Below are 12,251 nucleotides of genomic sequence, written 5' to 3'. Positions count from 1 at the left end.
ACCCCCTGCGATTTATCTCTTTTATTAACATACGATTCTAAGCTGAAAAAGTTTCATTTTAATCAAGTCTTACAAAATAAGAGTCACTTAATATATATGAAGCCTCATGATGCTCTAGTTGAAAGCTATAATGAGATGTATTAGAAATATTGACAAAAAGCTTTAATCGCTTACGATTATTTAAAATTCCAGCCAATTCATTTCTCATAGGTAGCTGCTGCTCAAGCTTCACAAAGAACTGTTCTCTCTCCTCTTGTGTTGCAAGGCGTTGAATTGGTGATTTTTTTAATAATGCTTCAATCTTTGCTTGTGATAACATATCTTCACCCTCTTACATAAATTATAGCTTGTTTCAGTAGGAAATTCGACTGAATCAATGAAATACTTTACATTGTTTTCTAAAATTAGCAGAGGCTTTCCCCTATAATGTTGGGTTGATTTCCGTTCCGGCTAGGTCGTCAGATGAGCAAAAAAGTAGCTACTTTCGTTTTATTAAAAGTCAACATATTTCCAATATGCTTAGTCGTTAGTTAATAAAATAGATAAAACATTTAAAAGTGCAGAACCATCAAAAAAACAGGCTGCTTCTGTTTTTATTATTAATGCTGATTTCTCGAAGATTGTTGTTTTCTGGATAAATAATTAAAAGTCTGGAATTATCTGATAAAATAACATGTAAAAAGGAGGTAATCCGTTGTCACAGGGACTAATACACCACATTGAAATATATGTTTCAGATTTAAAGAAGTCAATTACCTTTTGGGGGTGGTTATTAGAAGAATTGGGATATGAGCCATTTCAGGAATGGGATCGTGGACAAAGTTGGAAGATTGGAGAAACATACATCGTTTTCGTTCAAACAGATGAACGATTTATGGACATACCTTACCATAGATGTCGAGTAGGTCTAAATCATTTGGCGTTCCATACAAGTTCACGTCAACAAATTGACGATATGACAAAAAAGTTAAAAGAAAAAGGTATTAAAATTCTTTATACTGATAAGCATCCCTTTGCAGGAGGGGAAGAACACTATGCAGTTTATTTTGAAGACCCAGACAGAATTAAGGTTGAATTAGTAGCGCCCTAACCTCTATATTTAGAGGTCTTTTTATGTTTTCCTTAACCTTTCGACTGTTGTATAGTTGGACTTTTAACACGCTGAAATTAACTTTGTTTATCTCGCTAAACCTTCCAGTTATTAGTGGCACTCCGTATCCGCTCTCACTCTCATCCCACACCTTACGGATGGGGCTTTCCCGTTCGGAAAATCTGTCATTATAAAATGTATAACCCCTTAATAAATCATTCAAAATAAAAAAACACATTACTAATTTTTTCATAGTAATGTGCTTTTTAAATGTTAATTAAATTCAAAATACAATTACTTGTACTTAATCTTAAAGAGTGTAGCTGCTTTAATCATCACGTTGTCACTTTTAGCACAGTTTTAATTTTCTTAATAACGCCACCTGAACTATAAGTCAGCACGCTGCGTTTATAGAATGAAATGCTGAATAAGTAAGCCACAATAATTGTTGCGATTAAAATACCTAACGATAAAAGTGGTACAATTAAGCCTATATCAGTACCCCCAATACGCATCGGCATGAGCATTCCAGACGTAAATGGAATATAAGAGAATACCTTAATGATAAGTGTATCTGGATTACCCATTCCCGTTATCATAACATAGAAACCAATGATAGTAATCATCATGGCTGGCATTAATACTTGACCTGATTCTTCCACTTTAGACACTAAAGAACCGAATAATGCTCCTACAATTAAGTAAAGAATAATTGTTAATAGTAAGAATAGAATGGCGTATATCACATAACCTATCGATAATTCTTTAACAATGCTAGCTGCCATATCCCAAACAAAACCGTTCTTCGCAAATTTCGCATAGATTAGGAAGACAACTGTAATAATACCCATCTGTGTTAATGCGAGTAAAAGCACACCAGCAATTTTTGCTTTAAAATGGGTAGCTGGCTTTACACTAACAAGTAGCATTTCCATTGCACGTGAACCTTTTTCAGTAGCAATTTCCGTTGTAATCATAGATAGGAATGTAGAAATAAAGAAATAGATTAAAATTCCAACTGCATAAGATACAACTAGCCCTGATTGTTTTTCTTCTTCGCTTTTACCACCATTAGACTCTTTATTTAAGTTTTTATTAGAGATTATCGTTTTTGCACCCATAATTTGAGTTGCTTGTTCTGGTGTTAGTGATAACTGTTGTACAGCATAATTTTGGCCAGCAAGTTGCAGTATCGAATTTATCGCACCTTGATCATTTAATTTCAATGGAGTGAAAGTGGAAATTTCAGCGTGAAGCTGATCATTTTGATCTGTTATTTTAACGATTGCATCTAACTTTTCATCCTTAACCTTTTTCTCAAGCGCCGATATATTTGACTCATTTTGTATAAATTCCATATCGCCATTTGATACAAAGAGGCCGCTTAAATCTGCTGTTGTTTCGTTGATAATCGCAATTTGTTGGGTATGATCATCACCCGTAAAAAGCTCTTTAATATCCGACCAGAAAACCGCAACAGACATCCCAAGTATATAAATGCATGTCATTACAACAAAGGATTTTGATTTTATTTTTGATTTGTATAGCTGTTTCATTAATAAATTAAACTTCGACAACGTTGCCACCTACCTTATCTTTAAAGATCTCATCTAACGATAAGTAATCTAAACTAAACTTTTCAATATATTTACCATTTGAAAGCTTTTCGAAAATGCTTTGCGCATAGCTCTCATCCTCTAGAGTGAGTACCGTTTGCTCTTTCTCTACTCGAATATCTTTGACACCTTCAAGTTCCATCAATTGAGTTGTAGACCACTCTGTACGTACTGCCAATCTTGTTTTCCCGTATTGTTTCTTTAAATCTAGTAGACTACCTGAAAATAAAGAGACTCCACGTTTTAATAGACAAAGATGATCGCATAGTTCCTCTACATTATCCATTTGGTGACTGGAGAACAAAATCGTAGTGCCTTGTTCTTTTAAAAGCAATATAGCATCCTTCAGTAAATCTTTATTCACAGGATCAAGTCCACTGAATGGTTCGTCTAGTATTAAGAACTGCGGCTTATGAATAAAGCTAGCAATCAATTGTACTTTTTGCTGATTCCCTTTTGACAAAGTTTCAGCCTTATCTTTCCGTCTTTCTTCTAGCTCAAATCGACTAATCCAATAATCAATCTCCTTTTTTAACACAGACTTCTTCATGCCACGTAGCTCACCGAAAAAGTAAAGCTGATCCTCTACCTTCATCGTCGGAAAAATGCCTCGTTCTTCTGGTAAATAACCAAGTACATCTCGGTTGATAGCATTAACCGGCTTGCCATCCCAAGTAATTGTACCAGCTGTTGTCTCCTGTAAATCTAAAATCATTCGGAATGTCGTTGTTTTACCGGCTCCGTTTTGTCCAATCAGCCCAAAAATCTCCCCTTTTTCAATGGTGAAATTTAAGTTGTCGACCGCTGTGAAGTCTTTGTATTTCTTCGTGACATGCTCTAATTGTAATGTCATCTTTTTTCCTCCTACGATTCAAATATATGTAATTCTCGTTGTAGTCCTTTTTTACGTCTTTCAACTTTCAAAATTTGTGTACACATTATTATTACGACTACAAAATTTAAGAATGGTACTCCCGTGTATAAGATTCTTTCTGTTGATTCACCAAGTAAAATATAAAGATTGATAAATCCAATTAATAAATTAAGAAATGTTGCGGCAATAAAAAGGCGGCTTATTAATGTTAAATATTTTATTTTCGAAGAACTATCTGAAAATAATTCAAATGGACCTTCTGATTTCTTTTTGCGGTAATAAGCCCATACGCCAAATTTTGAAACAAACTCAATATTCATCGTCTCTAAAAAATCAAAGTAGTCCTGCTTTTTACCTTTAACTAGTTCATTGCGATATATGTATTGACCAGGTTCCCCTTTTTCAAAAATAAAGTATCCCACCATTGTACGCTTTAGATGCCAACCTTGTTCTGCCATATCATTAACCCATGCTTCTTCCTTTTCATAATCAAGAAAAAAACGATACACTCTTTTTTTCATAAAGTCCCACCTCCATTCTATTAATCATACAAAACTGATGCGAACTCCTGGTTAAATATACGCATAAATAATAGTCTTATAACTATTGATTGATTTTTCTGATTTCCCGGAAAATAATTTTGAAGCAAATATGAAATCCCATACTGTAGCTTTCTTTTTGGCATTAAATGCAACCATTTTTCAGCCATACAGTCTCCCATACTAATCTGTGAACAGATCCAAATCCTTCTTCAATTTATTGCGCACACGCACAAGTTTTAATAATGGTATAGAAAATAACACGACTACAAGAATATTAGTGATATTCATTGATAATTTAATCCAGTCTATTGCCTGTGCTGAAAAAATCCCACTCAGACCAATTAGTCCTATAGCCAAATTAAGAAGGATAAGCGATAGTAGCAGCGAAATTCTTTGGGACAGCTTATTCATTTTATTTTTCTTATCAGAGTAAAGTTCAAAAGGTCCATCATTTGCTGGTTTCCTAAAGAAGACGAGATTGCCAGAACGATCTACCCGTTCAATTCCTGAGGACCTCAGAAAATCTAAGTATTCGTCTTCATATGAGGCACCATTTCGCTCCATTTCATCATGCCGATAAATATAACTACCTGGTTCTCCACGTTCGAACGTAAAACGTATCCAAGCGAACTTTTTTAAATGCCAACCTTGGCTTGCCATATCGTTAACCCATTTCTCAATATCATACGGGTTAACGGCCAATCGATATTTATCCATTTGTTCCATCCTCCTTCGTTATACGGACGCCATTGTCAAAAAGTTCCCTTAATCTCAAAATTTCGTATTCAACCACTCTTTTTCCACTCTCTGTAATGATGTATTCCTTTTTTCGTCCATCACCATCTAGCGCCTCAATCCATCCTCGCTCGAGTAAAGTTTTGATAGCTCCATAAATCGTCCCCGCTCCAAGCCGAACACGACCATCACTCATTTCCTCTACTAGTTGCATGATGCCGTAACCATGTCTTGTGTCAAATAAAGCTAATAAAATATAATAAACGCCTTCTGTTAATGGCGGATGTTCTTGAGTCATACAAATCCCCCTTTTTATATCGTCTAACAATATATCGCCATACGATATACTAAAAATATATCAGCCAACGATATAGTTGTCAATGTTATTTTTTCCATAAAAAGTTATTAAAACTTTTCATACTAGCAGTGTAGCACCATGTTGTTGTTTTGATTCACCTTGAGTGATTTTTGGTTTCATCTGAGATTTCCCTGGCTACTCGAGAGGTTCTTATTCTTCTCTTGGTTATTCGAGCATTTCCTCTTATCATCCAAACATTACTGATTTCCATTGTCTGTTAATATTTTTATTGCACATGGAATTTCTCTATGCTAGCATGTAAGTAATTACTTGCACGAAAGGAAGAATTCTATTGTCTACAAAAGGTACCGCAGAACGAATCATAGATGCAGCTTTACAACTCGTTAGTGAGAAGGGCTATACTGCTGCAACAACTAAAGCAATTGCTGAATTAGCTGGGGTCAATGAAGTAACAATTTTTCGCCATTTTGGCAACAAGCGCGGCATTTTGAAAGCCATTATTGAGCAATTTTCCTATTTCCCTCTTCTACAGCAAGAGATTAATAAAAATGTTACATGGGAATTGGAAACGGATTTACTAAATTTCTCTGTAAAGCATTTCAACTTTTTAATGTCTATTAAAGACTTTGTAATGATTGGTTTTAAGGAAGCGATGCAGTTTCCGGAAATTAATGAAGAGATTGCTAATATCCCTCTTCATATTAAAAATGAGCTAATTCATTATTTTCAGGAAATGTATGAAAGAGGAAAAATTAGAGAGATTGATTTTGAAGCAGCAGCGTTATCTCTTATCGCTATTAATTTTGGTCATTTCATGTCACGGGCACGCTTAGGAACAATTGTTTCTAATATGCCTACTGAAGAATTGTTAAAAACGAGCATTTCAATTTTTTCTAGGGGATTGACTCCCTAGAAAAAATTTTTCCTTACAATGCAAGTAAGTACTTACTTTATAGGAGGTCTTTTATGAAAGGGTTACAAGCTTTATTTAAAATTCGAGAAACTTATATTGGCATTGTCATTACAATTGCATTCCAGGTGATTTTCTTTTCCGTATGGATGACTGCCTATGATGGTGTAAATGACAGAACAGAAAATTTAAAGATCGGACTAATTAGCGAAGATACTGAGATGGGGCAACAAGTAGCAAATGAACTAAAAGGAAAACTACCTTTTACAATAGAAAATTACTCCTCTCTAGACAGAGCTGAGCAAGAATTAAATCAACGTAATATCCATATGATTATTCATATTCCAAGCAACTTTACGAGTCAATTACAAGCAGGTAAAGAGGCTGAAATTATTTACTCTATCAATCAAGCAAATGCAAGCATCGCAAAAAATATGATGGATGGAGTAGCAAAACAAGCAACAGAGGAAATTAACCATAATATTTATCCTTTACAGCAAGGCAAAACCATTGAGGCATTTTCTCAAAAGTTCTCACAGCTTCCAATGGAGCCAAATACAGCACAACAAATTAACGAAGCCGTTGCTACAACAATTATGAGTGTAAAGGATCATGCGATAGATTCTACTATTATTAAAACAAATAATGTTGAAGAGTTTGCTGCGAATTTTGTGCCATTGATGGTTATTATTTCGTCATTCGTTGGTGCAATGGTAATGATTATGCAGCATCAGCAGGCTGCACAACTTGTGCAAGATACAATTTCGAAGTGGCGATTGTTCCTAGCAAGACAGCTTATTAATATTGGTGTCGCCTTTGCCCTTCCGCTATTAACGATTGGCTTAATGCATCTATTTAATATTTCAAGTCAAGTAAATTTTTTAACAGTATACCTTTTTCAAGCATTAATGTTCTGGGCTTTCCTCTCCCTAGCACAAGCCTTTATCATCATTTTTGGTAACTTGGGTATGATTTTTAATATTTGCGCTCTTTCTATGCAGCTTGTTACTTCAGGTGCTCTTGTTCCACAAGCGATGCTATCTGATTTTTACAATAAACTAGCGTCACTTCTCCCAGCTACTTATGGAGCTGACGGCTATTTCATCATTATTTTTGGTGGAAGCACTGATAATTTAATGAGTGATTGTAGCTCGTTAGGAATTATCATAGCTGTAACACTGGGCATTTCTGCGACGGTCGTTGCTTTAAAAAAATCAAAAGTAAAGAGTGAAAGCGAGCAAATTTCCCCTGCCACGGCTCAATAATATTGTCAAAAAAAGCGATGTACTAATGATGAGTTGGTACATCGCTTTTGTAGTAAAATCATAAAACAGTGAAGATACCTTCGCTAAGATGCGGCACTTTAAATAAAGGTGATTTCCGTTCTAGGCTATCGCTTTCCCGTGGGTGAGAGTCGAGCCACCTCCTCCTCTTATATTGTTGCATAGTAAACATTTGTCCTGACGCTATTACTAACTTTCGGTTATATCATTCGACGCCTTTGGGATTAGCGTCACAGATGAGACCCTGCAGCGAAGCGTCAGCAACAAAGCGTCCAGTCGGAACGGAAATCACCTCCTCGCTTTGCCGAGGAGTCCTTTAATACTATTCACCAATTCGCAAAATAGCCGCAAGTTGTTTATTCAAGGTACTTACGCTATCCACAAAATCTTGACGATACCATTGAATGATTAGGCCAATGATTGCGTTTGCTTGATAAGCACTATAATACTCAATGGATATCTCATCATGTACTTTATTATGAAGTGTGATATCTCTTTTTAGCAGAGCGAAAATTCCATCAAATAACATGTAATAGTATGTCAGTGGCACATTTTTAGAAAAAACAATACGATAGAACATTTTAAAGCGCTCAATATGATGAAAAATACGAATAGTATTTGGATCTATTTGGTTTTTATCCAATGTTGTTACTGCACGGTACGGTTCCTCATAGGAATTATTTAAATCCTCCATAATTTCCTGAAAGTATTCCTCAAATAGCCCTTCCTTTTGCTCATAGTGCAAGTAGAAGGTACCTCTATTCACCTTTGCCACCCGACAAATTTCTGCGATTGTAATGTTTTCTAAAGGTTTCTCGCTTAATAAAGTTAGTAAAGCATTATGTAATGCTTGCTTCGTTTTGACAACTCTTAAATCGTTAGCGCTCAAATTTTTTCCCCCTTACTAAACAGATGTTTCTAAATGTGTTGATTACTGAACAGTTCTTAGTATTTTGCGCATTGAAATCGCTTACAAAATTATTATATTATTTTAATGAACACATATTCAATATTTAACATATTATATCCTCGAAATCACTGGGACAAACTCTGGTGAATAAACATAAATTATAGGAGGTTTTTGTGATGAGATTAGAAGGTAAAGTAGCCATCGTAACAGGTGCAGCGTCTGGTATGGGTAAAGCAATTGCAGAAGGCTATGCAAAAGAAGGAGCAAAGGTCGTAGTTTCTGACTTAAATTTAGAAGGTGCACAAGCTGTTGTTGAAGGTATCGAAGCAGCTGGTGGCTCAGCGATCGCTATTCAAACAAATGTTGCATCAACAGAAGACTTACAGCGCTTATTTGATGAAACAAAAAATGCTTATGGTAAATTAGATATTTTAGTGAATAATGCTGGTATTATGGATGGCATGGAGCCAGTAGGTGAAGTTTCTGATGAACGATGGGACAAAGTATTTGCGGTAAATACAACTGCCGTAATGCGTTCGATGCGTATGGCAACAGAGATTTTCCTTGCCCAAGGACATGGTGTCTTTGTTAACAACATATCTGCTGGCGGCCTATATGGCGCTCGTGCTGGGGCTGCCTACACTGCTTCTAAGCATGCTGTTGTTGGTCTCACTAAAAACACAGCTTTTATGTATGCAGATAAAAATATTCGCTGTAATGGTATCGCACCAGGTGCAGTGATCACAAACATTGCTTCTTCCATGACAAATGTGAGTCAAACAGGTGCAGCTCGCCAATCACTAGGTTTGTCCATTAACCCACGAGCTGGACAACCTGAAGAAATCGCTCAGCTTGCTATATTCCTTGGTTCAGATGAAGCAAGCTTTGTCAACGGACAAGTAATTGCTGTTGATGGTGGTTGGACAGCTTACTAATTTCGTTTTTAGCACATCTGAAAGAAAATTGTGATCTCAAAAAGTTAGTCAAGTTTATTTCATTAGTTGGTATGTTTAAATGAGTTCGATATTGTATCGAACTCATTTTGTATTTGGTCTTTATCCGTTTCGAATTATAGTATTCAACTATATTTTAAGTTCTCGTTTGAAATGCTCTATATTTTCTAATTCCTTCAGGTAAATAAACACGTATTTCATAAATGCTGAAGAAATTCAACATAACAAAGTATTATTCTTTCATATTTAACATTTCATAAATTGTAGATGATTACAAAATGATACTTGTTTCTAGCTATTAAAAAATAGAACAGCCTTCTTTCATAATTAGTACGATTGTTCCAGAATTGTGTGTTTTAAAGTTCTTCCTTTTTAATGGCGTTCCTACTAATTTCTTCAGGAATAACTAAATTTTTCACATTATTTACATCCGAATAAACGGTATCAGAATTTAAAATCACATTCGAATTTCCAATTTCTTCATATAAATTTATATTCGCAATAATATTAGATGATTTCAATAAAAAGTCTTTATTGAATATTAGTGTATATTTGACTTCATTAATCTTTGTCTTTAGGTGCTTTGTTTCCAATTCCCTTTTCATAGTATTTTCAACATAATCTGTTACAAATGCTAGACTCTTTTTATCTGATGAATCAGTCACTTTGGCAATCAATATGTACTCATCTTCTCTGTACTGAAGTTGAAATATGTCTTCAAATTCCAGCATTCTCTTAATATCGCCTAAAAAATATCCATCTCTTACTAGTTCTTGCTTTTCATCCATATCTAATACAGATATCTTGTACCAGCGTTCGTTATTATTAACATTGTAAAATTCGCTATCAATATCAATATAAGCCTCAGTCACATCTTCAGGATCAACGTAATTATAATAAATAAGAAGAGGCTCCTTCTGAACTACCATATCCATTGTGTGAGTTTGTTCTAATTGTTCATTTTTAAATCCTATAGTTTTAGCTCCGATAGTTGCTTCTGTCTTCATTTTATAGCTTGTAATGGTTTGTTCAAGTACATTGTTAATTACTGTCGCTTTTGAAATACCTTCCGAAACTTCCCCAATCGAATCCTTGGATTCTTCTTTGCTACAGGCTATCAAAAAAAGCACTAGGACTAACATGAAAGATTGCAATAATTTTTTCTTCATAATATCTCTCCTCAAAATTCACTACAATTATAATAACATTCTTATATGGTTAATTTAACCAAATAAATTATAATTGTTACCGAAAAAATCATTATCAGTGTTAAAATTATCAACTATAATTGCTTAAAATGCCTCAATATTTACAAATGGGCTAAATTGGAGAAAACTGCATTATTACAAGCTTTACGCCAGTATGTGAATAAATCTCAAAACAAAAATACCACAACCCAATGATTGTGGTATTTTTAATTTTTTAGGCTTTCCTTGCTGGGAATAAGTATCCTATAAAAGCACCAATTAACGCTGGTAATATCCATCCTAAGCCCATGTCGTAAAAAGGTAAAAAGTTCGAATAAGCTTTTGCAATCGCATCAAAAAAACCTAGTTTCGCTGCAGGAATGTTACCCACTAACGCTTTATAACCATCAATGATGCTAATAAAAATTGTAAAAATCATAGCAATCGCATAGACCGTTTGCTTAATTTTAAATAGTGATGAACATAATGCAAGGACAATTAAGACAATTGCTAACGGATATAAGAACATTAGCACTGGAATGGCAAACTTAATAATATTCGTTAATCCGAAGTTGGCAATTGTAAATGACACAACGCACAATAAGAAAACAAACCATTTATAGCTTATTTTCGGGAACACTTCGTGGAAAAACTCACTACAAGATGTGATTAAGCCAATACTTGTCTTTAAACAAGCAAGGACAATAATAACTGCCAATAAAATAGCCCCGTATGATCCAAAATAGTGATCTGCCACTGCAGCAAATATTAAGCCACCGTTATCAAATGTACCAACAGCATCAATACTCGATGCCCCCATGTACGTTATTAAACCATATATTAACGTCATTAATGCCATGGCAAAAATACCAGATTTCCACGTCGCTTTAGCAATTTCCTTTCTATCTGATATTCCTGCGCTTTTAATTGCGTTAATAACGACAATACCAAATGCTAATGAGGCTAATGCATCCATTGTGTTATAGCCTTCTTTAAAGCCTGTCATAAATGCTGAATCAATATAATCCCCGATTGGCTGCTGGAAATGTCCCATCGGTTTTACAATACTAATAATAATTAAAATAAATAACACAATCAAAAATGCTGGTGTTAAATATTTTCCGATATAATCCATAATTTTCGCTGGGTTCAATGAGAAATAAAAAACGATGGCAAAAAATACGAAGCTAAATAAAGCAAGTAAAAGTGTTGTATGCTCGGCTTGTATATAAGGTTCAAAGCCAACAACAAACGGAACTGTCGCTGTACGTGGAATCGCAAAAAAAGGACCGATCGTTAAATAGAGGGCTAATGAAAAGATGACACCGAATAATGGGTGAACACGGCTCGCTAAGTCACGCAAACCGTTACTACCTGATAAACCAATAGCTAAAATACCTAGAAACGGTAAACCGATAGCTGTTACTAAAAATCCAATTAGGCCAAACCAAAAGTTGGTCCCTGCTAATTGTCCAAGCTGTATTGGAAAAATAAGATTCCCTGCTCCAAAATACAGTCCGAAAAGCATTGTACCAATGACTGCATATGTTGAAAAAGGTATTTTCTGTTGCATTTTGATGTACTCCTTAGATGTATTTAACTTCTTTCTGCAATTATTTTCTGTAGAGAAAGCAAAGTCAGCTACAAGTGTTTTGGTAGCGAAAGTGAAACGTCAGTTACAAATGTCTTTTGTACCGAAAGCGTAGCGCCAGGTACAAGTGTTTTGGTAGCGATAGCGTAGCGCCAGCTACAAATGTCTTTTGTACCGAAAGCGTAGCGCCAGGTACAGGCGAAATTAATCTATTGCGATAATTTAAATCGAAGTGATTTCT

General features: G+C 35.0%; 13 protein-coding genes. 4 read left to right on the top strand and 9 right to left on the bottom strand.

The window, feature by feature from the left end; all coding sequences use genetic code 11:
• Nucleotides 1-58 precede the first annotated feature (58 nt).
• Nucleotides 59-319, bottom strand: a complete 261-nt coding sequence (locus ACQKOG_RS10220) for a hypothetical protein (protein ID WP_370077504.1) — start codon at nt 317-319, stop codon at nt 59-61.
• Nucleotides 320-694: 375 nt separating this feature from the next.
• On the opposite strand from ACQKOG_RS10220, the gene ACQKOG_RS10215 reads away from it, so the two are divergent.
• On the top strand, nt 695-1,090 hold the full coding sequence (locus ACQKOG_RS10215) for a VOC family protein (RefSeq protein WP_370077502.1): 396 nt from the start codon (nt 695-697) through the stop codon (nt 1,088-1,090).
• A 335-nt stretch (nt 1,091-1,425) separates the two neighbouring features.
• Here the strand turns inward: ACQKOG_RS10215 and ACQKOG_RS10210 are convergent, their stop codons facing one another.
• From ACQKOG_RS10210 to ACQKOG_RS10190, 5 genes are all read right to left on the bottom strand, one after another.
• Complete coding sequence (locus ACQKOG_RS10210) at nt 1,426-2,676, bottom strand: ABC transporter permease (RefSeq protein WP_370077501.1); 1,251 nt, start codon at nt 2,674-2,676, stop codon at nt 1,426-1,428.
• Nucleotides 2,654-3,559 (bottom strand): ABC transporter ATP-binding protein, encoded by a 906-nt coding sequence (locus tag ACQKOG_RS10205; RefSeq protein WP_370077499.1) that lies wholly within the window; start codon nt 3,557-3,559, stop codon nt 2,654-2,656. Before ACQKOG_RS10205 ends, ACQKOG_RS10210 begins: the two co-directional genes overlap by 23 nt.
• 11 nt (nt 3,560-3,570) lie before the next feature.
• Nucleotides 3,571-4,101 carry a DUF2812 domain-containing protein gene (locus tag ACQKOG_RS10200; protein WP_402869052.1) on the bottom strand — a complete coding sequence of 177 codons (531 nt, stop codon included), beginning with the start codon at nt 4,099-4,101 and terminating at the stop codon, nt 3,571-3,573.
• Nucleotides 4,102-4,302: 201 nt separating this feature from the next.
• Nucleotides 4,303-4,839 (bottom strand): DUF2812 domain-containing protein, encoded by a 537-nt coding sequence (locus ACQKOG_RS10195; RefSeq protein ID WP_427446251.1) that lies wholly within the window; start codon nt 4,837-4,839, stop codon nt 4,303-4,305.
• Nucleotides 4,832-5,155 (bottom strand): PadR family transcriptional regulator, encoded by a 324-nt coding sequence (locus tag ACQKOG_RS10190; RefSeq protein WP_402869048.1) that lies wholly within the window; start codon nt 5,153-5,155, stop codon nt 4,832-4,834. The genes ACQKOG_RS10195 and ACQKOG_RS10190 overlap by 8 nt, the downstream gene beginning before the upstream one ends.
• A 352-nt stretch (nt 5,156-5,507) precedes the next feature.
• Between ACQKOG_RS10190 and ACQKOG_RS10185 the strand changes: the two genes are divergently transcribed.
• Entirely contained in the window at nt 5,508-6,089 is a 582-nt protein-coding gene (locus tag ACQKOG_RS10185) for a TetR/AcrR family transcriptional regulator (protein WP_402869046.1), read from the top strand.
• 53 nt (nt 6,090-6,142) lie between these two features.
• Entirely contained in the window at nt 6,143-7,351 is a 1,209-nt protein-coding gene (locus ACQKOG_RS10180) for a YhgE/Pip domain-containing protein (protein ID WP_415730216.1), read from the top strand.
• A gap of 340 nt (nt 7,352-7,691) precedes the next feature.
• Here ACQKOG_RS10180 and ACQKOG_RS10175 read toward each other — a convergent pair whose 3' ends face one another.
• Nucleotides 7,692-8,258 carry a TetR/AcrR family transcriptional regulator gene (locus ACQKOG_RS10175; protein ID WP_415730217.1) on the bottom strand — a complete coding sequence of 189 codons (567 nt, stop codon included), beginning with the start codon at nt 8,256-8,258 and terminating at the stop codon, nt 7,692-7,694.
• Between the two features lie 197 nt (nt 8,259-8,455).
• On the opposite strand from ACQKOG_RS10175, the gene ACQKOG_RS10170 reads away from it, so the two are divergent.
• Entirely contained in the window at nt 8,456-9,214 is a 759-nt protein-coding gene (locus ACQKOG_RS10170; protein WP_427446247.1) for an SDR family oxidoreductase, read from the top strand.
• Between the two features lie 374 nt (nt 9,215-9,588).
• Here ACQKOG_RS10170 and ACQKOG_RS10165 read toward each other — a convergent pair whose 3' ends face one another.
• Nucleotides 9,589-10,401: a DUF6612 family protein gene (locus ACQKOG_RS10165; protein ID WP_427446245.1), complete on the bottom strand. Its 813-nt coding sequence runs from the start codon at nt 10,399-10,401 to the stop codon at nt 9,589-9,591.
• A 253-nt stretch (nt 10,402-10,654) separates the two neighbouring features.
• Nucleotides 10,655-11,992 (bottom strand): branched-chain amino acid transport system II carrier protein, encoded by a 1,338-nt coding sequence (brnQ, locus tag ACQKOG_RS10160; protein ID WP_370077481.1) that lies wholly within the window; start codon nt 11,990-11,992, stop codon nt 10,655-10,657.
• Nucleotides 11,993-12,251 lie beyond the last annotated feature (259 nt).

The organism is Lysinibacillus sp. NPDC093216 (assembly GCF_050280325.1).
Classification (GTDB): domain Bacteria; phylum Bacillota; class Bacilli; order Bacillales_A; family Planococcaceae; genus Lysinibacillus.
This window is presented reverse-complemented; position numbering and strand designations above follow the sequence as displayed.